Genomic DNA, 23,588 nt, shown 5'->3' on the forward strand with positions numbered 1-23,588 from the left:
GAGGCAGCCACCGGCGCCCCGGACTCGCCCTCGCGGTCACCGGACTCCTGGGGGTCACCGGACTCCTGGGGGTCGCCGGACTCCTGGTGGTCGCCGGACTCGCGGTCGCCGGACTCGCCCTGGCGCTGCCCGGACGTCGAATCGGCCGCCCCGGCTCCTCCGCCGGTGGCCGGAATCCGGGCCGGCACCATGAACCACGGCAGCAGCAGCTGGACCAGCGGGCCAATCGCCAGCGCATAGACCACCGTTCCCACGCCGACCGAACCGCCGAGGAGCCAGCCGGCGGCGAGCACCACCACTTCGATCAGTGTCCGGGACAACCGTACGGACCAGCCGGTGCGCCGGGCCAGGCCCGTCATGAGCCCGTCACGGGCGCCGGGGCCGAAGCGCGCACCGATGTAGCAGGCCGAGGCGATGCCGTTGAGCACCACGGCGCCGCCCAGCAGCGCGATCTGGGCACCGAGGTGGGAGAACGCGGGGATCAGGGCGAGCCCGACGTCGGCGAAGACGCCCACGAGGATCGCATTGCAGAGGGTGCCGAAGCCCGGCCGCTGGCGGAGCGGAATCCACAGCAGCAGCACCAGGAAGCTGACGATGATGACCACCACGCCGATGCTCAGGCCCGTCCTGCCGGCGACACCCTGGTGGAACACGTCCCAGGGGTCCAGGCCCAGTCCGGCCCGGATAAACAGGGCCAGCGAAATGCCGTACATGGCGAGGCCGGTGAAGAGCTGTACAAGTCTGCGGATCATCATTGCACCATCCTCCGGCAGAACTGGCCTTGTTTTCCATGGCCAGTTTGAAATACTGGCCTCATGTCCGGATCACTGACGCCCACCGCCCTCGCCCGCCTCCTGGGCCAGTGGCACCGGGGCAACGCCCCCGCCTACCGCGAACTGGCCGACGTCGTCCGTCTTTTGGTCCTGGACGGGCGCATCCCGCTGGGCACCGCCCTGCCCAGCGAACGGACCCTGTCCGCCACGCTCGCCGTCAGCCGCACCACGGTGACGGCGGCGTACGCAAGCCTGCGCGACCAGGGATTCCTGAGCAGCGGCCAGGGCACCCGCGGCCGCACGTGCCTGCCGCGGACCGCCTACACGGCCGGACAGGAGCGGGACTCGCGGGCGGCCCTGTCCGGGGCACCGGGCCTGGCCGTTCCCGACGGCGTCATCGACCTCGCGTACGCATCGCTGCCCGCCAGCGGCGAGGCGGTGCACCAGGCCTTCGCGGCCGCACTCACGGAACTGCCCGCGCTGCTGCCCGGATTCGGCTACGACGCCCTGGGCGTGCCGGCACTCCGGGAAGCGATTGCCGCCCACTACGCCGATGCCGGCGTGCCCACCACCGCCGGGCAGATCATGGTGACATCCGGCGCCCAGCATGCGCTCAACGTCGTGCTCCGGGCGCTGGTGGGAAAGCAGGACAAGGTCCTCGTGGAGCAGCCCACCTATCCGAACGCCCTGGACGCCATCCGCGCCACGGGCTGCCGCACGGTCCCGGTGCCCATGCCGCCCGCGCCGGAAAATGGCTGGGACCTGGACGCGACAGAATCCGCCCTGAAGCAGCAGCGGCCCCGGCTGGCCTACACGGTCCCGGACTTCCACAACCCCACCGGGCGGCTGATGCCGGATGCACAGCGACGCCGGCTGGTCCGCGCCGCTGCGGCGTCAGGGACCGTCCTGGTGGTGGACGAGACACTCCGCGCACTGAACCTCGACGGCGGCACAACCGCTCCGCTGGCTTCGTTCAGCCCGGCCGTGGTGTCCATCGGGTCCCTGAGCAAGTCCCACTGGGCGGGGATGCGCACGGGCTGGATCCGCGCGTCGGAAAGCCTGATTCAGCGGTTCGCGGCCGTCCGGACCACGATGGACCTGGGTGGTCCCGTGGTGGAGCAGCTTGCGGCGGCCCACCTGGTGCGGAATCTCGCCGACCCCCTCCCGGCCCGGCTGGCCGCGCTCCGGGAGAACCGTTCCGCGCTGCTGGATCTGCTCAGCGCCCACCTGCCGCAGTGGGAGGCTGGCAGGCCCGACGGCGGGCTGGCCGTCTGGTGCCGGCTGCCGTCACCCAGCAGCACGGCGTTGACCGTCATCGCCCCCGAATTCGGCATCCGCCTCGCCGCAGGGCCGCGGTTTGGGGTGGGCGGGGTTTTTGAGAACTTTCTCCGCATTCCGTTCACCCTGCCGCCGGACCAGCTCGAGACGGCCGTCCTGGCACTGCGGGCTGCGCAGGACAGGCTGGACGCCGCCCCGCAGCTGCGCCGCACCCTCAGGGACTCCCCCGCCGCCGCCATCGCCTGACGCGCGTTCGCTCCCGCGACGCGGTTCTTGCTTAGCGACGCGCAGATTTTCTGACGACGCGGGAATGCAGGCAGCGCCGGGTAATTTGCGCGTCATCCGTCAAATGGCGCGTCGCAGCTATCCGTCGGGCCTACCCGTAGACCCTTCCGAGGAATCCACCCCAGGCGGCGGCGGTCGCTGCCGAATCACCGCTGCCGCTGAAGTCGTGGACGGTCATGCCCACGGGCGCACCGAAGGCGTTCCGGCCGAAGAAGCGGTAGAGGGTGTCCGCGGTGCGCAGGCCCAGGAAGTTCGCGTTCGAGAAGTCCACCTGCCCCGTGAGCCGCCCGACGCCGTCGACCTCCACATCAAAGCTGTCCCCCTGCGACGCACTGTCCACGCCCAGCGCCTTCCTGAGCTGCACAAAGCCGTCTGGCGTCTGCGATTCGGCGGGTCCCTGGATATCGTCGAAGACCACGGGCAGGCCGTCGAAGTGCTTCAGGTACTGGCCCAGGGTGTGCAGGTAGAACTCCGTGTGCTTGCTGGCGCCGTCGTACTGCTGGTCCCAGTCGTCGGCGAAGATGCCGCTGTGGACGTAGTGCAGCCTGGCCCGGCCGCCGTCGACCGGTTCCAGGACATGCTCCAACTGGTTGAACCAGCCGTCCGGGCCATCCATGCGCGAGACCAGGTGGCGCGGATACTCCTCCACCGTCTTAACGTCCGGCCACTGGTCAGTGGGGAACATCCAGCCCGCGGTGCCCTTGGTGACGGCTTCCCAGACCCGCTCCGGCGTGCCGGGCAGCTCGGTATCAAAAACTATCTCGAAGTTCCGGTCATCAGTCATTGTCCTGCTCCTTAGCTGGGATGGCATTGGTTGGGTCTGTGTTTTGCGGCTTGAGTGCGGGGTGGAGTGCGACGACGAGCCGGTGCTTTCGTCCGCCGGCACCGCCGTGGTGGTACTTGTCCACGAGCCGGGTGACCGCAACGCCGAGGTCTTCGGCGAAGGCAGCCCGGTCCGCGGCGGTGCGGAAGGTGATCTCGCCGTCGATCGCGAACGTGGCGAGTTTTTGCCGGGCGGCCGCAGCGCCGGTGATGAGCTTCCCCATTTCCTGGACCAGGCGGCCGGCGAGCGCCAGCAGCCAGAACGCCGAGAAGCGGTCCGCGAAACGGCGCGGATCCGGCGCCACCGACTGCAGCGCCGCCGGGGAAATGAGGTACGACGCCGCCGTGGCACGCAGCACCCGTTCGGTGACGTTGCCCTTGCGGCGCTCCTCCACCAGCTCCACCAGGCCATGCCGCTCCAGGGCCTTCAGGTGGTAATTCACCTTCTGCCGCGGCAGGCCCACCTTCGCGGCGAGCTGCGTGGCCGAGCCGGGCTCCACCAGCTCCTGGAGGATGCGGCTCCGGATGGGATCCAGCGACGCCTCGGCGGCGGCCGGATCCTCGATCACTTCGATGTCCAACATGCTTCAAGTATCGTCCCCGACAAATTTTATTGTCAAGAACTTTTTTCCCGTCGGTGGCCATCCAGACGGTTCCCTGCCGGCTCGACGTCGGGCAACGTCTAGCCAGCAGGGAACCATCGAAATGGCGCAGGAGGACGCCCCGATAGAATGGACCCGTGATGCAATCCCCCCTTCCCGTGCGCGACGGCGTGAACGCGACCCGCCTGCGGCTTCCGGACGAGGGGCCCTGGGACACCGCGATGGACTACATGATGCACCGCTGGGGGCACATCGACCCCCAGGGCATTGAGGACAGGTTCGACGCCGGCGAGATCGTGGGCGAGGGCGGCCTTCCCCTGCACCGCGGCACCAGGCTCGAGGACCACACCTTCATCTGGTACTACCGCACGCTGCCGCCGGAGACCCGGCTGCCCGTGGAGCTGAACATCCTGCACCAGGATGAGCACATCCTCGTCGTGGACAAGCCGCACTTCCTGCCCACGACTCCCGGCGGCACGTACATCCAGGAATCGGCCCTGGTCCGGCTGCGGAACCAGCTGGACCTCCCGGACCTGATCCCCATGCACCGGCTGGACCGGATGACGGCGGGCATCCTCCTGCTCTCCACGAATCCCCAGACCCGCGGCAAGTACCAGGTGCTCTTCGAGAAGCGCCAGGTCCAGAAGGAATACGAGTGTGTGTCCGCCGCGGAGCCCGCTGCCGGGCATCCCGCCGTCGAATTCCCGGTGGTGGTCCGCAACCGCATGACGAAGTCCCGCAGCTATCTTCTGGCGGAGGTCGTCGACGGCGAACCGAACGCGGAGACGCGCATCGACCTGCTGCGGACGTTCGACGGCGGCACCCGCCTTGGCGGCGCCCGGCGCCTTGGGCACTACCGGCTCGAACCGCATTCCGGGAAAACCCACCAGCTCCGCGTGCACATGGCGTCGCTGGGCCTGGGTATCCTGCACGACCCGTTCTACCCGGAGCTGCTGGACAAGGCGCCGGACGACTACGCCAGGCCGCTCCAGCTGCTGGCACGCGGCATCCGGTTCGTGGACCCGATTACGAAGAAGCCCGTGGAGTACCGCAGCCGTCTCCAGCTGGGCGAAGTCCGCTAGGAGATTTCCGCAAGGACGCTCCGGAACACCGCCGCGGCTTCCGGACTGAAGAGCACGAACTCCACCAGCTCCACGCCGTGTTCGGCGGGGCGTGCGGCGTAGGACCGGACGGTGTCGAGTGCTATCTGCGCCACCTGCCGCGCGTCCCAGCCATAGACCCCGGCGCTCACCGCGGGGAAAGCCAGCGAGCGGACACCCAGCTCCTCGGCAATCCGCAGGCTCTCGCTGAAGCATGACGCCAGCAGCGCAGGATTGGTCTGCCCGGCGTGCCGGTTGGGTCCGACGGTGTGGATGACCCAGCGCGCCCGGAGCCCGAACCCGGGCGTGGCCACGGCCGCACCCACCGGCAACCCGTCCTGAAGCGTTGTTGCCCTGAGCTCGCGGCAGGCCGCCAGCAGTTCCGGCCCCGCCGCCCGGTGGATCGCGCCGTCCACACCGCCGCCGCCCAGCAGCGAGGAGTTGGCCGCATTCACCACAGCGTCCACCGGCCTGCCGGTGATGTCGCCCTCAACGATCTCTATCCGCATGCAGCCAGTCTGGCACTGCCACCGGGCCGAACGTAGGGGGCCGCCGAACCGCCGCGATTTCCCGGCGCGTCCCCGTTCCGTGTGCGGTACTTTGTGCAGATGGACTTCGGCAACCCGGACACCTGGAGCACCGCGATCTACTTCTGGATCATTCCGGCCGTGCTCGGCGATGCCATTTTTCCGCCCATCCCGTCCGAGATGGTCCTGATCACCGGCGGTGCGCTGTCTGCCGAAGGACGGGCCAACCTCTTCCTGGTGGGCGTCCTGTCAGCCACTGCGTCGTGGCTCGGCGACGTGGTCGTGTTCCAGCTGTTCAAGCGCCGGCTGAGCCATATCCTGGACCGCTGGAGATGGGGCCGAAAGGTCCACCACGGCATCCACGAGGCGATCGCCAAGGCGGGGCGGTCCTCGACCTACGGCACCATCATCGGCGCCCGGTTCATCCCCGGCGGCCGGCTGGCCACATCCGCGGCCGCCGGCATCGCAGACGTCTCCACCCAGGGCTTCAGCCTGTGTGCCGGGCTGGGGGCCGTGCTGTGGGCGACCTGGCTCGTTGGCCTCGGCTACTTCACGGGCTCCGCCACGCGGCTGCCCTTCTGGGCGAGTTCGCTGATAGGTGTGGCGGTCGGCCTGGTGATCGGCGCCGTCGTGGGTCTGATCGTCACGCGCCGGCGCGGCGACCGCTCCCCCGTGGATGAGCCGGACGGCCCTTCCGGGACAGCTGCCTAGGCCCTAAACGGGCGCCCAGCGGCCGCGGCTGCGGCGGAGCACGGAAAGCGAGCCTGTCAGCGCAACGCGTTCGACGGCGTCGCGCATCACGGCTGCCGATTCCCGGGCGGCGCTGTTCTCACCGTTGTATTCGGTGGGCTCCACGAGGAAGCGCAGGTTCAGCTGCGGCACGCCGCCGGCCAGTTCCAGCTGGTGCGCCTCCACATGGTGCCGCGACCCCAGGGCCTCGACGGCAGTGTCCATCACGGCCTCCGGAGGGTTGCCGGGCCTGAGCCCGGTGATCTTGAGTCTGGTCTGGAAGGACGGCATCCACCCAGCCTATCGCCGGGCGCCGAGGACCCGGCGCGAACGTACACTTGTGGCCCCGAAACGCGGCTCCACAGGGGCCTTAACTGTGCGTTCGCGCGGGGACGGCGGGCCGGAAACCGGATGGTTGCGTTTTGTTTGGGGCGAGCCTATCTTGGCAGGAAGGGGTGCGATCATGCACGAACTCTCCAGCACGCAGGGCCTTATGGACGCCGTTCTCAACCGTACAGGCGAACCGACGGCCGACATTGCCCAGCGTTGTGCCCTGCCTCTTTCTCACCGGGCGGCTCTTTCCCGCCGGGCGGCCCTTTCCTCCAGCGGCAACGGCGAAGCCTTCCACCGGCGCGGAACCGGGCTGATACCCCTGGAGGCGCCATAGAAGGACGCTTTCACCGTGCGGCCGCGCCAACGAAGCCGGCGGCCGCATTCAGACCTTGAGGGTACCCAGCACGACTGTTCCGGCAGGACCGCCGGATCACTGACAGAAGCACATCAGGCTCCATATGGGCCACGAAAGAGGCAACGATGCCTGCTCAAACTGCCAACAGGGCGGGAGACAAGGGAGAGGAGGACCCGGTCCGGCAAGTGGAGGAGCGCTATGGCGCTGCGCTTAGGCGGATCATGCAAATTCTGCAGAACCAGGGGAAACTCGACCCCGCCACTGTAAACGCCCTGACAGCCGATGACCTGGTCTCGGGGCTCCTGCTGCTTCACGGGGCCCATCCCCATTCCCTGGCAGCCCGCGTGGCCGGGGCGTTGGAAAAAATCCGCCCCTACCTGGGCTCACACGGTCTCGACGTGGAACTGGAGGGCATCAGCCCGGACGGCGTGGTGCGACTGCAGCTGCTCGCCAACCACGAGGGCGCATCGGCTGCCCCATTCAGGTCCGCCGTGCACGAGGCCATCGGCGAAGCGGCGCCCGAGGTCACAGCGATCGACATTGTCGAAGGAGAAAAACCGGGCGGACATTCCGGGCTCATCCCGGTGGACTCGCTGGTGATCCGGGAGAACACTCCGCCGGCCGGTACACCCGTACCGTCCTGGCATGACATGCCGGGCGGCACCTGGGAACCCGTGCCTGAAATCGCGGGGCTCGAATCCGGCGAGGTAGCGGGTTTCCTGGTCCGCGGATACCCCGTGGTGGCCTGCCGACTGGCCCAGGACATCTTCGCGTGCCGCGACTATTGCCCACGCTGTACAGGCGCCATGATGGGGGCTACCCTGCAGCGGAATTCCGCCGGACCGGCTGGCATAGCCGTCCTCTGCTGCCCCACCTGCCGCGGCCACTTCGATCTGCACCGCGGCGGGATCTGCCTGGACGACAGGAACCTGCACCTGGACCTGCTTCCGTTGCTGGTCCGCCACGGGGTGTTGTCCGTGGCCGTTCCGAGCGAATCCGTGCCATTGCCAGCCGTTCCGCCGCCCGGTCCGGACGAGATTACACCGGCAGAGATGACTCCCGTCCAGGCCATTCCTCTGATAACGGCTGCGGACCAGCCGGTCCAGTCACTCTCGCCGGTACCGGAAGCCCCGATATTGCAGCCCGCCGTGGGGCAGGACCTTTGAGTGCGGACGGGTCTGTATCGACCCGACCGAACCTGAGGACGCGGGCGGGTTACCCGGTGTTGCGGAGGCCGGCCGCCACGCCGTTGACGGTGATGAGCATGGCCCGCTGCAGGCGCTCGTCGATCTCGCCCTTGGAAATGCTGTCGGCCTCGGAGCGCACGCGGCGGAGCAGTTCCACCTGCAGGTAGCTGATCGGGTCGAGGTACTGGTCGCGGATTTCGAGTGAGCGCTTGAGCGTCGGCTGGGCGTCCAGGAGCACGTTCTCGCCGGTCAGGTTCTGGATCTCGGAGACGGTGAGCTCGTATTCGTCGCGGATGGCGCGGAACAGGTGGTGCAGCTCGTCCGGGACCAGCGTGTCCACATAGTAGCCCGCGATCTCCATGTCCGTCTTGGCGAGGGTCATCTCCACGTTGGACAGCACCGAGCGGAAGAAGTGCCAGCCGTGCATCATCTCCACGAGCTGGGCGGAGTTGCCGGCTTCGCGTGCCGCCTTCAGCCCGGAGCCCACGCCGAACCAGCCCGGCACGATCTGCCGTGACTGGGTCCAGCCGAACACCCACGGGATGGCACGCAGGCCGCCGAGGCCCGCGCCGGAGTCCGGGCGCTTGGACGGCCTGGAGCCGATGTTCAGCGAGCCGAGCTGCTCCACCGGCGTCGAGGCCAGGAAGTACGCGGGCAGGTCCGGGTGGTCGATGAGGCTGCGGTAACGGGCGAAGGCGGCGTCGGAGATGGTCTCCATGACATGGCCGAACCGCTCGCGCTGGTCGTCCGAGGTGCGGGGCGTGCGGTGCAGCGCAGACCCCTGCAGCACGGCGGCGAGGGACAGTTCCAGGTTTTCCCGTGCAAGCTCCGGCAGGGAGTACTTGTCCGAGATGACCTCGCCCTGTTCCGTGAACTTGATTTCTCCCTCGAGGACACCGTTCGGCTGCGCCATGATGGCGTCGTACGTGGGCCCGCCGCCGCGCCCTACGGAACCGCCCCGGCCGTGGAACAGGCGCACCCGGACGCCGTGCTTGGTGGCGATGTCGCGCAGCTTCCGCTGGGTCTTGTGGATTTCCCACTGGCTGGTCATCACGCCGGATTCCTTGTTGGAGTCCGAGTAGCCGAGCATGACTTCCTGGACATCCCCGCGCAGCCGGACCAGTTCGCGGTACGAGGCGTCGGACAGCAGCTGGTCAACAATCTCCGCCGAAGCACGCAGCTCCTCGACGGTCTCCAGCAGCGGCGCGAAGCCGATCTTGGCATAGGGGGCGTCGCCGAAGAGGCTGACCAGGCCGGCCTCGCGTGCCAGGACAGCGGCGGCCAGGACGTCGTCGGCGCCGCGGGTCATGGAAATGATGTAGGTCTCGATGACGTCCGGACCATACGTGCGCAGGGCGCGGCGGATCTCACGGAAGACGTCGTACGTGCCGTCAGCGGCGCCGTCGAGCTTGATCGGGTGCCCGGACAGCGGACGGCGGGAGGCGAGCTCGGCGCTCAGGACCTCGAGGCGCTCGCCCCGGGTCAGTTCGGCATAGCGGATGCCGGGGCCGCCGAGGCGGTCCATGAGCTGCCCGACGGCGTCATGGTGGTGGTCGGCGTGCTCGCGGATGTCGAGGGTGGCCAGGTGCAGGCCGAAGGAGGCGATGGCGCGGCGGACACGGGCCAGAGCGCCGTCCGCCACGAGCGACGCCGAGTGGTTGCGCAGGGACAGTTCCAGCAGCTCGAGTTCGCCGATGAGCTCCTCGGTGGAGGTGTAGTCGCAGCCCGGCTCGTGCTTGGATCCGGCGGCGACCCGTTTCCCGGTGTTGATGAGCTTGGCCTTGATGCAAGTCAGCTTCAGCCGGTAGGGCTCCTGCGCGTTGAGCTTCAGGATGCGGCGGTCCAGTCCGGGTAGCTTCGCGAGGTCGGCGTCGATGGAATCGAGGAGCGCCTGGTCGGCCCCGGCGAGCGCGGTCGAGTTGGACAGGACGGAAATGAGCTCGTCGATCATGGCGATGCTGATCCGCACCGCGTTCTGGTTCTGGAGCTGCAGGATGTCGTGCGTTACGGCAGCTGTGACGTTGGGGTTGCCGTCGCGGTCACCGCCGATCCAGGAACCGAACCGGATCGGGGCGTTCTTGGCCGGGAGGGCGACGCCGTGCTCGCCGAGGAGCTCCGAGAAATCCGTGAGCATCTCCGGCAGCGCATCCGTCAGGATGCTGTTGAGGTAGTAGATGGCGTTGCGCGCCTCGTCCACCGGTGTGGGCCGGACCTGGCGCAGTTCGTCCGTCTGCCACATCTGGTCGATCATTTCGGACAGCTGGCGGTCCTGCCGGCGCCGCGCGCTGGTCCCCTCCTCGGTGGGCTGGGCCAGCACGTCCGAGAGCTTGCGGACCTTGTCCAGCACGGAACGGCGGGAAGCCTCGGTGGGGTGCGCAGTGAAAATCGGGCGCACGTCGAGTTCGTTGACCACTTCCTGCAGCACCGCCGGGCCGGCCTGGCCCGCGATGTCCGCGACGGCCTTGGCCAGCCAGCCGTCCTTCTCCTGCCGCGTGCGCAGCCCGCGGACCCGGTGGACCTGCTCGGCGGCGTTGGCAAGGTGGAAGTAGAAGGCGAAGGCGCGCACCAGGTCGGTCGCCTGCTCGAGCGGCAGGGAGGCGAGCAGCTCGCGGACCTGGGCGACGACGTCGTGCGCGCTCCACGGGCCCGTCGCGTCCGCGCCGCCCCGGGCGGCTTCCTTGGATTCCTTCGTCAGGAGGCGGACCTGTTCCACCAGGTCGAGGAGCTCGGGCCCGTGCTGCCGGACGAGGGATTCCCCCAGCAGGGTGGAGACGCGGCGCACGTCGGCGCGGAGTTCGGCGGCGAGATCTGTTTCGGAATTCATTGCAGTGTCAGCCATGGAAACTATCTTTCGAGTGTTCGACTTTGGCCCGTACACTGCGCTGGATACTGTGAGCCGGATTACTGTTCCTATGGGATGTTACCCGCAGTCGGCCGCAGCCCGGGAATATGTCTCAGATGCTGTCGCAGCCTTGAACGGAACTGCCGCTCGCTGTATTGGGCACTGCATCCGGGACACGGCCACCCGGATCCGTCCGGAACGGGCCCCAACACCCAGGCTACGCCGGGCATCCGTCCCCCGGGAGCCACGTGGACGGATTGTTCCGGAATGAACCGGCACCGCGCGGAGTTGTCGCCAAGGCCGCTCGAGGACACGCATTATTGGAGGACACATGAGCACCGCAGCAGACGCCCGGCTCGAACGCTGGCTCCGCTTCCGCAAAAGCCGCAATACGGCCCTCGCGGCCCGCCACGGCTGGCTCACGCTCACGTCATTCCAGTGGCTGGAAACCCAGCCTGCCGCCGTCGAACTCGTACCCGGACTCTGGTCAGCGGACGGCACGACGGCGACGCTCACCGCTGCTGCGTCCGACGGGCTGACGTTCGTGGAGACCGGGGAGCCGGTGGACGGGACAATCACTGCGCAGCTCGCCGACGAGGAGTCGCTGATGTGGGTGCAGTTCGGCGGCGCGGACGGCCGGCAGGTGGTGGTAGAGCTGGCGATGCGGGCGGACCGGTACGCGATCCGCACCCGGGATTCGGCGTCGCCGGTATTTACAGAGTTCGACGGCGTGCCCACCTTCGATTACCGGCCCGACTTTGCGGTGGAGGCGAGATTCGAGGCCTATCCGGAGCCCGTGGACGTGCCCATTTCCACTGCCAATCCGCTGGTGGACGGCGTGCACCGCAGTGTCGGCGAACTGGTGTTCCGGCTGCCCGGCAAGGAGCACGAGTACCGGCTGCAGGCCGAGGAGGAGAAACTCGGCGCCCTGACGGTCACGTTCCACGACGAGACGAACGGAAAGGAAACCGACGAGTGGCGCAAAGTCTCCACCGCGCGCCCCCGGCCGGACGGCTCCGTGGTCCTGGACTTCAACCGCGCCATCAACTACCCCAGCGCCTTCACCCCGTACGGCACCTGCCCCATGCCCGTCCGGAACAACAGCCTGGACGCCCGGATCGAAGCCGGGGAAAAGCAGCCCGCCCCGTGAGCCCCCCCGAGCGCGAACTGGCAGGTAACGCCCGGAAAACGGAGATTTGCGGGCATTACCTGCACGTTCGGGCTCCGCTTTTGGCGTGGAGGACCGTCAGGCGATCGCGGAGACGCCCGTGACGGCCCGGCCTACGATCAGGGTGTTGATCTCGTACGAGCCCTCGTAGGTGTAGATGGCCTCGGCGTCGGCAAAGATCTTGGCCATCCGGCAGTCCGTGACGATGCCGTTGCCGCCCAGGATGGACCGGCCCATCGCCACGGTCTCGCGCATCCTGGCGGACGTGTAGGACTTGGCCAGCGCCACCTGCGCCATCCCGACGCCATGTCCCAGGGAATCCTGCGGCTGCGCTGAATCCTGCAGCTGGGCGATCCGGGCCATCATGCCCATGCTGGCCACGGCGTTGCCGAGCATGGACACCAGCTGCTGCTGGATGAGCTGGAACCTCGCCAGCGGACGGCCGAACTGCAGGCGCTCGACGGCGTACTGCCGGGCGACGTCGAACGCCGCCAGCTGCTGCCCCACCGCCTGCCAGGCGACCATGATGCGTGAACCGCGGAGCAGTTCGTTCGTGTCCTCGAAACTGGCGATGCCGGCAAAACGGTCCGCCTCGGCCACCTGGACGTCCTCGAACACGATGTCAGCGTTCTGCACGGTGCGCAGCGCGATCTTGTTCTCGATCCGCTTACGGCTCACTCCGGGCAGCCCCGCGTCAACGATGAAGCCGCGGACCGCGCCGTCGGCTTCGTCCCGCGCCCACACCAGCATGTAGTCGCAGAACGTCCCGTTGCCGATCCACCGCTTGGCGCCGTTCAGCACCCAGCAGTCCCCGCCGGCGTCGGCCTCTCCGGTGAGGCTGGATATCCGGCGCGCCCGGGTCTCCATGCCGCCGGCCACGTCCGAGCCGTGATCCGGTTCGGTCAGGGCAAACGCCCCCGTGGTCCTGAGGTTCGAGGCGTCGTCGAGGTACCGGCCGCGCTGTTCCTCGGAGCCGAACCGGTAGAGCGACTCCACGAAGAGGTCGTGGTGGACCAGGAAAAACGTGGCGATCGACGTGTCCACGCGGGTCATCTCCGCGATCACCAGCCCGGCGAAGAGATGGCTGTAACCGCGCTGGGCGGGCGTGCTCAGCTCCAGTGCGGCCAGCTTGGGGAGGATGTGTGCCGGAAACTCGGCCTTGTTCCACCAGTCCCCCGCATACGGCGCGATCTCCGTGCCCAGGAACCCGCGGAGTTCGTTCAGCTTGCGCTGCTCGGCGGCGCTGAGCAGCGATTCGTAGCCGAAAAAATCGGCGGTGGGCAGGGTGTCGACGGCGGGTCCTCCCTGGGCGGGAACGCTCACGTCGGCGGGGACGCCCGCGGTGCTGCTCACTTCGGCCCCATCCGGATGGCACCGTCGAGGCGGATGGTCTCGCCGTTGAGCATCGCGTTCTCCACAATGTGCGCGGCGAGGTTGGCGTACTCTGCGGGCCGGCCCAGCCGGGACGGGTGCGGCACCTGTCTGCCCAGGGACTCCTGTGCTTCCTGCGGCAGCCCGGCCATCATCGGCGTCTCGAAAATGCCCGGGGCAATGGTCACCACGCGGATCAGCGACCGAGCGAGCTCGCGGGCCAGCGGAAGGGTCATTGCTGCCACCCCGCCCTTGGACGCGGCGTAGGCAGGCTGGCCGATCTGCCCGTCGAACGCGGCGACTGAAGCGGTGTTGATGATGACCCCGCGCTCCTCCCCGCCGAGTTCCGTGACGGCAGGCTCGGTGGCGGCCATCGCGGCGGCGGCGAGCCGGACCACGTTGAACGTTCCCACCAGGTTGGTCTGGATGACGCGCTGGAAGGTCTCCAGCGGCAGCACGCCGTCGCGCCCCAGGACCTTGCCCGGGGTGGCAATGCCGGCACAGTTCACTGCGATGCGCAGCGGCCCCAGGCCGCCGGCGGCGTCGACGGCGGCCTGCACCTGCTCCTCGCTCGTCACGTCCGCGGGAACGAAGACGGCCTTGGGGAGGGGGGCATCAACGGCCGAAAGGTTCCTGGAGCCGGCGGCGTTCAGCTCGTCGGCGTATGCGGCACCCGCTGAGGAACCGAGGTCGGCGAGGACCACGGAAGCGCCGGCATCAAACAGCCGCCGGGCCGTGGCGGCGCCCAGGCCTGATGCGCCGCCCGTAATGATTGCGACGGAACCCTCAATTTCCATGCATCCTCCTTGATGTGGAACCGGTCGATGCGGACCGGGATCACCGGCCGCCAACGTTAGTTAGTGAATGTTAACTGAAATGCGCGGCGGGCGCACGCCACAGCCGGCTGCACGTACCAGTGCGCCCAAGCCGACGTTCGTTAGGCTGGCCCCATGACCCAGCCAGATGCTGACGCCACCCCGGACACCGCCGGCCTCACCCCCCGCGAACCCGCCACCGCCTGGGCCGAGCGGGCCGATGAGGCCGCAAGATCCGTGACGCACCTGTTCGGCCAGCGGCTGTTTTTCCTGCCCGGGACGCACATCGCCGCCACATTGCGCCCCTCCGGCCGCATCGGGAACCTTCGCCGCCCGTGGCACTACTGGTGGCAGGCACACTATCTGGACTGCCTCGTGGATACAGGCTTTCGCGAACTTGGGAAGGCGGGGCAGCCGCCGGCAAAGTTCGACGGCGATGCCCGTCCCAGCGCGGGAAGGCTCGCTTCCCGCCTGGTCACCGGCATCCGGCTGCGGAACTTCCTGACTTATGTCAACCATTACTACGACGACATGGCCTGGCTTGCCCTGTCCACGCTGCGGCTGGAGCGGCTGGCGGAGCAGAGCCGCGAGCCCAGCCCCCGGCGGCAGGAGAGAATCCGCAAAAGCCTGACGCTGCAGTTCGATTCCGCGTCCACCGACGACCTGGGCGGCGGCACGTTCTGGAGCACCAAGCGGGACTTCAAGAACACCCCCGCCACGGCGCCGGTGGCGCTCTACTATGCCCGCACGGGCAACACCGCCAAGGCGCAGTCCCTGCTCGACTGGCTGGACGAGCGGCTGTTCGACGCCACCCGCGGGCTCTACCTCGACGGCATCCGGATCCGCAGCACCGGCGAGACGGTAGTGGAGGATGCTGTTTACACCTACAACCAGGGCCCCGTCCTTGGCGCCCTGCTGGAACTCGGCGGCACCGCCAACCTGGAGCGCGCCGCCACGGTGGTGCGGGCGGTGGCCACGCACCTGACGCTGCCCGGCGCGGCCATCACGGGGCAGCCCGCGAGTGCAGCGGATCCGAAAAGCAATCCCGACGCCGGCATGGTCCTCCGCTGCGACGGAACCGGCGACGGCGGCCTGTTCACCGGAATCCTCACCCGCTACCTCGCGCTGGCCGCCACCGACCGGCGGCTCCCCCGGGACGTCCGGACCACGGCCGCCGGACTCGTAACCGGCACGGCCGGGGCGCTCTGGGCCGGCCGGCGCGGCCTTACGGCAGGCGAGCCGCTGGCCCGGAACGGGCAGCCCGGCAGCCCTGTTTTCTCTTCCGACCCCCTGCGGCCGGCGGGGGTCACCTATCCGCCGGGTGCCGCCGTCGAACTTTCCACCCAGCTCCAGGCATGGATGGCCCTCGAGTCAGCAGCAACCGCGGCAGCGGCATCACCGGCCGCCGGCACCGGCGGAAGCGACAATTAGGACACGCAACAGTTTCGTAATTCATGTGATCCTCATCACTTAATGCCCCGTATGCTTGGTTGCTTAGGTTTGGCTAACCTACAGTTTTTCGAGTGAGCTTCGCCTGACTTCCCCAGCTCACAGAGGGCCTCGCCCACGAGACTTTTGCAGAAAGAAGCACCCTGATGAAGATCCGCCTCAACGCGCTGGCCGGCGTCGCGATCGCCGCCACCGCAGCCCTGGGCCTGTCGGCCTGCGGCTCCAGCAACTCACCCGCCGCCTCGCCCTCCGCCGACCCTGCCAAGGGCGAGATCACGGTCTACAACGCCCAGCACGAAAGCCTCACCAAGGAGTGGGCGGACGCGTTCACGGCGGAAACCGGCATCAAGGTGACGCTGCGCCAGGGCTCGGACACCGAGATGTCCAACCAGATCATCCAGGAGGGCGCGGCCTCCCCGGCCGACGTCTTCCTGACGGAGAACTCCCCCGCAATGGCGCAGGTGGAGAACGCCGGACTCTTCGCCGACGTGGACAAGGCCACCATCGCCCAGGTTCCCGCGGAATTCCGCCCGTCCACGGGCAAGTGGACCGGCATTGCCGCCCGTTCCACCGTCCTGGTGTACGACAAGAACAAGATCTCCGAGGACAAGCTGCCCAAGTCCATGCTGGACCTGGCCAAGCCGGAGTGGAAGGGCAAGTGGGGTGCATCCCCCAGCGGTGCCGACTTCCAGGCCATCGTCTCTGCGCTGGTTGAGCTCAAGGGCGAAGCCGCTGCCAAGGAATGGCTGAAGGGCATGAAGGAAAACTTCACCGCCTACAAGGGCAACAACACCGCCATGAAGGCAGTGAACGCCGGCGAGGTTGATGCCGCGCTGATCTACCACTACTACTACTACGGCGACCAGGCCAAGACCGGCGAGAACTCCAACAACGTCACGCCGTACTACTTCAAGAACCAGGACCCGGGCGCGTTCCTCTCGGTCTCGGGCGGCGGTGTCCTGAAGTCGTCGAAGAACGCCGACAAGGCCCAGGCTTTCCTGAAGTTCATCACCGGCAAGAAGGGCCAGGAGGTCCTGAAGAACGGCACCTCCTTCGAGTACGCCATCGCCTCCGGTGTCCCGGCCAACGACAAGCTCGTCCCCATCAAGGAACTTGCGGCTCCCACGGTGGACCCCGCCAAGCTCAACTCCAAGAAGGTCACCGAACTGATGACCGAGGCAGGACTGCTCTAATTCTGTGATCACGCAAGTATCGGCTCCGGAGACATCCGGCAGCACGACGACGGCGGGCCGGGGCAAGCGCCCCCGCCCGCCTTTCGGCGTTTCAACGGTGGGCATCCTGGCCGTGCTGATCGCCCTGTTCTCCCTCCTGCCGCTGGGCTACGTCGTGTTCATGACCGCCGCCACGGGCTGGGACACGGCCATTGAACTGATTGTCCGTCCGCGCGTCGGCGAACTGCTGCTCAACACCGTGCTCCTGATTGTGTTCACGGTGCCTCTGTGCCTCATCCTGGGCGTGGGCGGCGCATGGCTCGTGGAGCGGACCACGCTGCGCGGGCAGAAAGTGTGGGCCGTGCTGCTCGCGGCCCCGCTGGCCATCCCGGCCTTCGTCAACAGCTATGCGTGGGTTTCCGCGGTGCCGTCCCTGCACGGCCTGTTTTCGGGCGTGCTCATCGCCACCCTCTCCTATTTCCCGCTGGTCTACATCCCCGCGGCGGCGACGCTCAGCCGGCTTGATCCCGCCGTCGAGCAGTCAGCCGCGTCCCTCGGCCTGGGGGCCTGGCGGGCGTTTTTCCGGGTGGTCCTCCCCCAGCTCCGGATCGCGATGACAGGCGGCGCACTGCTGGTGGCGCTGCACCTGCTGGCGGAGTACGGCGCCTTCGCGATGATCCGCTTCGACACGTTCACCACCGCCATCATGGTGCAGTACCAGTCCACGTTCAACGGCACGGCAGGCACCATGCTGGCCAGTGTGCTCGTCTTTTTCTGCCTGGTCCTGCTCCTCGTGGAGGTCCGCAGCCGCGGCACCGCCCGCTACGCCCGGGTGGGCTCCGGTGCCCAGGCCAAGGCCCTGCGCCTTCCCCTGCACGTGTACCAGGTGCCGGCCCAGCTCGCCCTCCTTGCCCTCACCGTGCTGGCCTTCGGGCTTCCGCTGCTGTTCGTGCTGCGCTGGATCTTCGCCGGCGGCGCGGAAATCTGGGCGGCTGACGAATTCGTCCCGGCCCTGTGGCAGACCCTGCTGTACGGGCTTGTGGGGGCCGCAGCCACCACGGTGGTGGCCTTCCCCATGGCGTACCTGGCGGTCAGGCATGCCAGCTGGTTCAGCAAGGCCCTTGAGCTCTCCAACTACGTCACCAGCTCCCTGCCCGGCATCGTGGTGGCCCTGGCCTTCGTCACGGTCAGCATCCGGCTGCTGCCCGGGATCTACCAGACCACGGGTGTGCTGGTGGCCGCCTACGTGCTCCTGTTCCTCCCGCGCGCCCTGGTGAACATCCGTGCCGGGCTTGCGCAGGCACCCAAGGAACTGGACGAGGCGGCGCAGGCCCTGGGCACGCCGCCGCTGCTGTCCTTCATCCGCGTGACCCTCCGGCTCACTGCCCCGGCCGCGGCCGGCGGCGCGGCGCTGGTCTTCCTGGCCATCGCCAACGAACTGACCGCCACCCTGCTCCTCTCCCCCAACGGGACCAAAACCCTCGCCACCGAGTTCTGGAGCAAGAGCAGCGAAATCGACTACGCAGGCGCCGCGCCGTACGCCCTGCTCATGATCGTGATCTCGGCGCCCATGACCTATCTGCTCTTCCAGCAGTCCAAGAAAGTAGCGGGACAGTGACCGAACAATCCCCGTCCAGGCTTCCGGCACCGCGGATCTCGCCGTCCGTGGCGCCCAGCACCAACAGCCACCTGGAGATCGACGCCGTCACCAAGAACTTCGGCTCACAGGCCGTCCTCAAGGGCGTGAACCTGTCCGTGGCCAAGGGCGGAACCACCGCCATCGTGGGCCCCTCAGGGTCGGGCAAGACCACCCTGCTCCGGCTGATCGCCGGCTTTGAACACCCGGACACCGGCACCATCTCGCTGAACGGTGCGCCGGTGGCGGGCGACGGCGTGTGGCAGCCGGCGCACAAGCGCCACGTCGGCTACGTGGCCCAGGACGGTGCCCTCTTCCCGCACCTGACCGTGGGGCAGAACATCGCCTTCGGGCTCAGCCCGTCAAAGGTCGACGGCGGCCGGCGCGCGGTTAACGCCCGGGTCGACGAGCTCCTGGAGATGGTGTCCCTGGACACCGCCATGGCCAAGCGCCGGCCCCACCAGCTTTCCGGCGGCCAGCAGCAGCGTGTCGCCCTGGCCCGGGCGCTGGCCCGGGAACCCGAACTCATGCTGCTGGACGAGCCCTTCTCCGCTTTGGACGCCGGGCTGCGCGTCGCCACCCGGCGGGCCGTTGCCAAAGTCCTCAACGAGGCCGGGGTGACCACTATCCTCGTCACGCACGACCAGGCCGAGGCGCTGTCCTTCGCGGACCAGGTGGCCGTGATGCGGGGCGGCAAACTGGCGCAGATCGGCAACCCGTTCGTGGTCTACACCCGGCCCGCCGACCGTGCCACGGCCGAATTCCTGGGCGACGCCGTAATCCTCGACGCCTGGATGGAGGGATCGCTGGCCACCTGCTCGCTCGGCGGCATCCCGGTCCGGCGCCCGCCGGCACAGGGCCGCGTCCAGCTCATGTTGCGTCCGGAGCAGATCCGGATCGCCGAGGACGGCCCCATCCGCGGAGTGGTGGTGGACACCGACTACTTCGGCCCCGAGACCACCGTGCGGCTCAAGCTCGCCGTGCCGCCCAAGCTGGCCGGTGCCATGCCGGACCACCGGTATCCCGGCGGCGGCGAGGTCATCACCATCCGGCACTGGAACGCCTCCATCGCCCAGCCCGGGACCGAGCTGTGCCTGCGCGTGGTGGGCGAGGCCGTGGCCTTCCCGATCGAATCCGCCTGATCCCCTGTTGGGTCTAGCGGGCCCCCAGCACCGTTGCCAGCGGCGTGTAGGTGAATGACTTCAGCGTCAGCTTCCCGCCGGCGGTTGCGGCGCTGACCGCCGGCTGTCCGGATTTCGGCAGCACCACCGAGGTCAGGGTCTGCTCCCCGCCGTTCACGAAGACCTCCACGGACGAGTAGTCCACGAAGATGGCCAGGTCCACGCTGCCGTTTTTCTGTGCAGCGGTGCCGCCCTGCCGGTTTCCGTCCCGGGGCGGGCTCTGCGCGCTCCGCCGGTCGGTGAAGAGCGGTCCGAGGGCTTCCGCGCCCGGCACCACTGCTGCGCGGTCCACCCATACCGTGCCTGTCCCGAAGTTGTAGCCGACCGTGGCGTAGTCCGCCCCGCCGTTGGCGAGTTTCAGCAGTGCTTCGGTGCCGTCGTCGCCCGGCGCACGTTCCAGTGTGACATTCAGGCGGTAGGCGCCGCCTCCGGGCACGGGCAGCTCTCCGGCGCCCTCCGGGGTAAGCGGCCTGCTGCCGGCGGCCTGGGTTTCGCCGTCCAGCGCGGACAGGGCCGGGGTGGGCGCGGACACGAGGGCAGGCCTTCCCTGCACGGTTTTCAGCCGGATGTCCCGGACGATCGAGTCGGCACCGCCCTGCCAGTCAGTGGTGGGCAGTTGCCGGGCGTACGTCCAGTTGTTCATCCAGCCGATGGCGTGGCGGGACGCCATCCGTTCGTTGTCCGGGAGCCGGGGGTCGTCCCAGGTGACGGCGGCGTAGAAGTCTGCACCCGCGTCGAGCCACTGGTGTTTGTCATCCGCGGGCGTGAACGTGGTCCCGTCGAAGGTCCCGGTCCAGTAAGCGACGCCGGTGGTCCGGCCCTCCTGCGTGCCGTTTGCACTGGCGGCCAGGACCCAGGTGCGCTTGGCGGGTTCGCCGTCGAGGTCCAGCTGGAAGAGGTCCGGGCATTCGAGGATTCCCAGGCCTTTCCGCTCGAAGCCGGACACATAACGCCAGTCCTTGAGGTTCCGGGATGTGTACAGGCCGATCTTCTCCCCCTCGGCCAGGGCCATGACCCACTGCCCGCGGGCCTCGTCCCGGATGATCTTGGGGTCACGCCAGTGCTGCGCGCCGGGGTTGTCCATGACCGGGTTCCCGTCGGCGGCCTTGAAGGTGTAGCCCTTGTCCGTGGAGTAGAACAGGGACTGCCGCTGCACGCCCTTGTCCTGCTGAGTCATGACCGCGACGACGGCGCCCTTGCCGAAGCCTGCGGTGTTGTCCTGATCCACCACGGCGCTGCCGGTCTCGATGTCCCCGAGGCCGTTCTTGAACTTCCCGATGGCAACGCCCTCATCCTTCCAGTGCACCAGATCCGTGCTGGTGACGTGGAACCACTCGGTGCCGTTCCCCTCGGGGTGGTCAGCGTTGTAGAGGTAGTAGTAATGCCACAGCCCATCCAGCAGGAAGGGCCGCTGGGGATCGTTCATCCACTCCTTGGCGGGGGTGAGGTGGTAGGAGGGCCGGAACTGCGAGGCCCCCTCCGGCCGGCTGAACGACTTGGGGGCTGCCGGAGCTTCACTCGTGGTGCCGCCGCCTTGGGGTCCGTCGTCTTCGGGTACCGAACGTCCTGCCAGGCCGATCGCCACAGCCGCGGCCAGCACCAGGGCCAGGGCCACCGCCGCCGCAATCCACCGCCCGCGGGGGCCCAGCGTGCGTAGGGAATACCGCTGCATGTTTGCCGTTCGTGTTGGGGGTTGGCACCAATTTTAGCGTGCGGGCTCTTTCCCCGGGCGGAGCGGTGAGGTCCGCAGACTCGCCCGGCGGAATACGGCGGCTCAACCTGCGGGATTCTGCACCGGGCGTTTCTTCTGCGGATACGGCGTCTCGCCGCGGGCCAGCATGTCAACGAATCCGGCGATTTTCCGTTCCCGGGTGGAGGCCTGCTTGACCGAGTTGGTGCGGTAGATCAGCGCGAAGCGGTTCACGGAGGTGAGCACGTCGAACATGGCCTGGGCCTGGGGCACGGCGGCTATTGCGGCGGCCAGATCGGCCGGGACTTCCGCCGTCGCCGGTCCCGCATAGGCGGCCTCCCAGCGGCCGTCGGCTTTGGCGGCGTCGACGGCGGCCCTGCCGGAAGCGGCCATCTTCCCTTCCGCCTCGAGCCGGCCCACAAGGCCCACATTCCGCTCCGACCACGGGCTCTTGGCACCCCGGCGGGTCATCCGCTGGAAGTAGCTTTCGCCGTCGCGCTTTTTGACCTGGCCGTCGATCCAGCCGAAGCACAGTGCCTCGTCCAGGGCGGCGTCGTAGTCGAGCTCGGTGACGTTGCCGCCCTTCTTGTGCAGGACCAGCCAGACGCCCGGGCTGTCGGCATGGTGGGATTCCAGCCAGGTCCGCCAGCCGGCGGCATCGGCCACCAGCAGTTCCTCGAGTTCAACAGCCATGCGCCTATTCTGCCCGCAGAGCCAGTGGATTCAACCCAGCCCGGGGTGATTCAACCCGGTGCCACGTGATTCAAGACGTGGCATCATGGCCATGTCGGCGCCGTTGTCGGAATCCGGGTGTTTCGAGTTCGAGGAGAGAGCATGCTGCGTGTCCGCCCCATCCACTTCACGTCCCGGATTGAGGCCTGGGAGCGGTTCCTCACCGACTTGGGGATGATCAAGTCCGCGGACCAGGGATCCTGGCGGGAATACGACGCCGGTGCGGGCCGGCTGGCGCTGCACCAGGCCGAGCCCGGCGCCGCGGAGGACGGCACCACGCACTTTGGCGTGGAGGTCGGTGACCTGGCGGAGTTTGCCCGGCGCACCAACCAGTCCGGCGCGGAATCGGACACCTCCTCGGCCGAACTCGTCCAGGCGGACCACGGCGACTCCTGCCGGATCACGGGCTCGGACGGCTTCAGCTTCTTTGCCGACAAGGCCGCCCACGGGGCCAACTGCGCCGATGCGGATCCCGCCCTGGCGGTAGTGGAGGTCTGGTTCAGCGAGGATGTGACAGCCGCGGCACAGGCGCTGCGCGACATCGGCGCACGGTTCCGGCCGGTCCCGGACGACGACGAGACCGCTGATTTCACGGCCAAGAACGGCGGCGTGCTGATGGCACGGCCCGGCACCGGAGCCGCGCACGCGGGGCTCGGCTTCGAATACGCCGGGGACCTTGATGCGCTGCGGCTCCGCCTGACCGCTGCCGGGCACCAGGTGACGCTCACCGAGGAGGCCTTCGGGCGGACCCTTCATGTGCCGCACCCGGACAGTGACGGTGCGGCAACGCAGCGGGCACCGCTGTGGATCTCGGCCCGGCGCCCCTCGTAGCCGCGGCACCCGCCTGGACGGCGCGCAGCGAGGCGTTGGATCCCGCCGCTTTGGGCCCCGCCAAACGCCGGGATCCCGTCCTTCGGCGGCCGGACCTGTGGCGATGCGGTAAAAATGATTCATGAACGTGCGCACCCCTGACCCCAACCCCGGCTGGCTCTCGGACGAGGATCTCTTCGAAGCCCGAGGCAGGCTCCCCATGGTTTACGTGGAGGCGGTGCCCGTCCGGCTGGATCCCCTCGGGTTCGTCAATGAGGTGGGGACACTGCTTCAGGCGGACGAGGACGGAACCATGGTCCGGTCCCTCGTCTCCGGCCGGGTGCTCTACCGGGAGACCATCCGCGCCGCCCTGCTGCGCCATATGGAAAAGGACCTCGGTCCGCTCGCTTTCCCCCAGCTCCCCATCAGCCCCGTGCCTTTCACCGTGGCCGAATACTTCCCCGCCCCCTCGCACACCGGCTTCACCGACGACCGGCAGCACGCCGTTTCGCTGGCCTACATCATCCCCGTGACCGGCGAATGCGACCCCCGCCAGGACGCGCTGGAGCTGACCTGGATGACGCCGCAGGAAGTGCTCAGCGACGGCGTGCAGCTCGAGTTCACCGGCGGCCGCGGCGCGCTGGTGCGCCAGGCACTGGCCTACGCCGGAGTGGGCGCCTGACGCCTTGGCGCCCGCGCCTCCCCGACTTCGGAGCCTCTCCTTTGTAGAC

The 23,588-nt window shown here is 68.4% G+C and carries 20 protein-coding genes and 1 pseudogene; 11 read left to right on the top strand and 10 right to left on the bottom strand.

The window, feature by feature from the left end; genetic code table 11:
- Positions 1 to 164 precede the first annotated feature (164 nt).
- Positions 165 to 755 (bottom strand): annotated as a pseudogene (locus ACFUTU_RS08215) (YitT family protein); the annotation flags it as partial.
- Positions 756 to 815: 60 nt separating this feature from the next.
- Between ACFUTU_RS08215 and ACFUTU_RS08220 the strand changes: the two are divergent.
- Positions 816 to 2,297 (top strand): PLP-dependent aminotransferase family protein, encoded by a 1,482-nt coding sequence (locus tag ACFUTU_RS08220; RefSeq protein ID WP_377963025.1) that lies wholly within the window; start codon positions 816 to 818, stop codon positions 2,295 to 2,297.
- A gap of 130 nt (positions 2,298 to 2,427) precedes the next feature.
- Here ACFUTU_RS08220 and ACFUTU_RS08225 read toward each other — a convergent pair whose 3' ends face one another.
- Both ACFUTU_RS08225 and ACFUTU_RS08230 read right to left on the bottom strand, forming a co-directional pair.
- Positions 2,428 to 3,120, bottom strand: a complete 693-nt coding sequence (locus ACFUTU_RS08225; protein ID WP_377963027.1) for an SRPBCC domain-containing protein — start codon at positions 3,118 to 3,120, stop codon at positions 2,428 to 2,430.
- A complete protein-coding gene (locus ACFUTU_RS08230; RefSeq protein ID WP_377963029.1) occupies positions 3,113 to 3,742 on the bottom strand; it encodes a helix-turn-helix domain-containing protein in 630 nt (209 codons plus the stop codon). Before ACFUTU_RS08230 ends, ACFUTU_RS08225 begins: the two co-directional genes overlap by 8 nt.
- 158 nt (positions 3,743 to 3,900) lie before the next feature.
- Here ACFUTU_RS08230 and ACFUTU_RS08235 point away from each other — a divergent pair, with 158 nt between their 5' ends.
- On the top strand, positions 3,901 to 4,842 hold the full coding sequence (locus tag ACFUTU_RS08235; protein WP_377963113.1) for an RluA family pseudouridine synthase: 942 nt from the start codon (positions 3,901 to 3,903) through the stop codon (positions 4,840 to 4,842).
- Here ACFUTU_RS08235 and ACFUTU_RS08240 read toward each other — a convergent pair.
- A complete protein-coding gene (locus tag ACFUTU_RS08240) occupies positions 4,839 to 5,369 on the bottom strand; it encodes an O-acetyl-ADP-ribose deacetylase (RefSeq protein ID WP_377963031.1) in 531 nt (176 codons plus the stop codon). The genes ACFUTU_RS08235 and ACFUTU_RS08240 overlap by 4 nt on opposite strands.
- Before the next feature lie 99 nt (positions 5,370 to 5,468).
- On the opposite strand from ACFUTU_RS08240, the gene ACFUTU_RS08245 reads away from it, so the two are divergent.
- The gene (locus ACFUTU_RS08245; protein ID WP_377963115.1) at positions 5,469 to 6,098 is read left to right on the top strand and encodes a DedA family protein; all 630 of its coding nucleotides are present in this window, start codon (positions 5,469 to 5,471) and stop codon (positions 6,096 to 6,098) included.
- 3 nt (positions 6,099 to 6,101) lie between these two features.
- On the opposite strand, the gene ACFUTU_RS08250 is transcribed toward ACFUTU_RS08245, so the two are convergent.
- Complete coding sequence (locus ACFUTU_RS08250) at positions 6,102 to 6,407, bottom strand: hypothetical protein (protein ID WP_377963033.1); 306 nt, start codon at positions 6,405 to 6,407, stop codon at positions 6,102 to 6,104.
- A 522-nt stretch (positions 6,408 to 6,929) separates the two neighbouring features.
- On the opposite strand from ACFUTU_RS08250, the gene ACFUTU_RS08255 reads away from it, so the two are divergent.
- Positions 6,930 to 7,970 carry a NifU family protein gene (locus ACFUTU_RS08255; protein WP_377963035.1) on the top strand — a complete coding sequence of 347 codons (1,041 nt, stop codon included), beginning with the start codon at positions 6,930 to 6,932 and terminating at the stop codon, positions 7,968 to 7,970.
- Between the two features lie 49 nt (positions 7,971 to 8,019).
- Here the strand turns inward: ACFUTU_RS08255 and ppc are convergent, their stop codons facing one another.
- A complete protein-coding gene (gene ppc, locus ACFUTU_RS08260) occupies positions 8,020 to 10,830 on the bottom strand; it encodes a phosphoenolpyruvate carboxylase (RefSeq protein WP_377963037.1) in 2,811 nt (936 codons plus the stop codon).
- 334 nt (positions 10,831 to 11,164) lie between these two features.
- Between ppc and ACFUTU_RS08265 the strand changes: the two genes are divergently transcribed.
- Positions 11,165 to 11,983, top strand: a complete 819-nt coding sequence (locus ACFUTU_RS08265) for a DUF1684 domain-containing protein (RefSeq protein WP_377963039.1) — start codon at positions 11,165 to 11,167, stop codon at positions 11,981 to 11,983.
- 96 nt (positions 11,984 to 12,079) lie between these two features.
- On the opposite strand, the gene ACFUTU_RS08270 is transcribed toward ACFUTU_RS08265, so the two are convergent.
- Positions 12,080 to 13,324 carry an acyl-CoA dehydrogenase family protein gene (locus tag ACFUTU_RS08270; protein WP_377963117.1) on the bottom strand — a complete coding sequence of 415 codons (1,245 nt, stop codon included), beginning with the start codon at positions 13,322 to 13,324 and terminating at the stop codon, positions 12,080 to 12,082.
- A gap of 26 nt (positions 13,325 to 13,350) precedes the next feature.
- The gene (locus ACFUTU_RS08275; protein ID WP_377963041.1) at positions 13,351 to 14,169 is read right to left on the bottom strand and encodes an SDR family NAD(P)-dependent oxidoreductase; all 819 of its coding nucleotides are present in this window, start codon (positions 14,167 to 14,169) and stop codon (positions 13,351 to 13,353) included.
- Positions 14,170 to 14,322: 153 nt separating this feature from the next.
- On the opposite strand from ACFUTU_RS08275, the gene ACFUTU_RS08280 reads away from it, so the two are divergent.
- The 4 genes from ACFUTU_RS08280 (at position 14,323) to ACFUTU_RS08295 (ending at position 19,586) form a co-directional block, all read left to right on the top strand.
- Positions 14,323 to 15,618 carry a glycoside hydrolase family 76 protein gene (locus tag ACFUTU_RS08280; RefSeq protein ID WP_377963043.1) on the top strand — a complete coding sequence of 432 codons (1,296 nt, stop codon included), beginning with the start codon at positions 14,323 to 14,325 and terminating at the stop codon, positions 15,616 to 15,618.
- A 164-nt stretch (positions 15,619 to 15,782) separates the two neighbouring features.
- Positions 15,783 to 16,829: an iron ABC transporter substrate-binding protein gene (locus ACFUTU_RS08285; RefSeq protein WP_377963045.1), complete on the top strand. Its 1,047-nt coding sequence runs from the start codon at positions 15,783 to 15,785 to the stop codon at positions 16,827 to 16,829.
- A gap of 4 nt (positions 16,830 to 16,833) precedes the next feature.
- Complete coding sequence (locus ACFUTU_RS08290) at positions 16,834 to 18,426, top strand: ABC transporter permease (RefSeq protein WP_377963047.1); 1,593 nt, start codon at positions 16,834 to 16,836, stop codon at positions 18,424 to 18,426.
- Positions 18,423 to 19,586: an ABC transporter ATP-binding protein gene (locus tag ACFUTU_RS08295; protein WP_377963049.1), complete on the top strand. Its 1,164-nt coding sequence runs from the start codon at positions 18,423 to 18,425 to the stop codon at positions 19,584 to 19,586. Before ACFUTU_RS08290 ends, ACFUTU_RS08295 begins: the two co-directional genes overlap by 4 nt.
- A gap of 13 nt (positions 19,587 to 19,599) precedes the next feature.
- Here ACFUTU_RS08295 and ACFUTU_RS08300 read toward each other — a convergent pair whose 3' ends face one another.
- Both ACFUTU_RS08300 and ACFUTU_RS08305 read right to left on the bottom strand, forming a co-directional pair.
- Positions 19,600 to 21,297: a glycoside hydrolase family 32 protein gene (locus ACFUTU_RS08300; RefSeq protein ID WP_377963051.1), complete on the bottom strand. Its 1,698-nt coding sequence runs from the start codon at positions 21,295 to 21,297 to the stop codon at positions 19,600 to 19,602.
- Positions 21,298 to 21,399: 102 nt separating this feature from the next.
- Positions 21,400 to 22,008, bottom strand: a complete 609-nt coding sequence (locus ACFUTU_RS08305; protein WP_377963053.1) for a YdeI family protein — start codon at positions 22,006 to 22,008, stop codon at positions 21,400 to 21,402.
- Positions 22,009 to 22,149: 141 nt separating this feature from the next.
- Here ACFUTU_RS08305 and ACFUTU_RS08310 point away from each other — a divergent pair, with 141 nt between their 5' ends.
- Together ACFUTU_RS08310 and ACFUTU_RS08315 are read left to right on the top strand one after the other, a co-directional pair.
- Entirely contained in the window at positions 22,150 to 22,878 is a 729-nt protein-coding gene (locus ACFUTU_RS08310) for a VOC family protein (RefSeq protein ID WP_377963055.1), read from the top strand.
- 121 nt (positions 22,879 to 22,999) lie between these two features.
- On the top strand, positions 23,000 to 23,539 hold the full coding sequence (locus ACFUTU_RS08315; protein ID WP_331571980.1) for an NUDIX hydrolase family protein: 540 nt from the start codon (positions 23,000 to 23,002) through the stop codon (positions 23,537 to 23,539).
- The last annotated feature ends 49 nt before the right edge of the window (positions 23,540 to 23,588 follow it).

The organism is Arthrobacter sp. NPDC057388 (assembly GCF_042668165.1).
Taxonomy (GTDB): domain Bacteria; phylum Actinomycetota; class Actinomycetes; order Actinomycetales; family Micrococcaceae; genus Arthrobacter.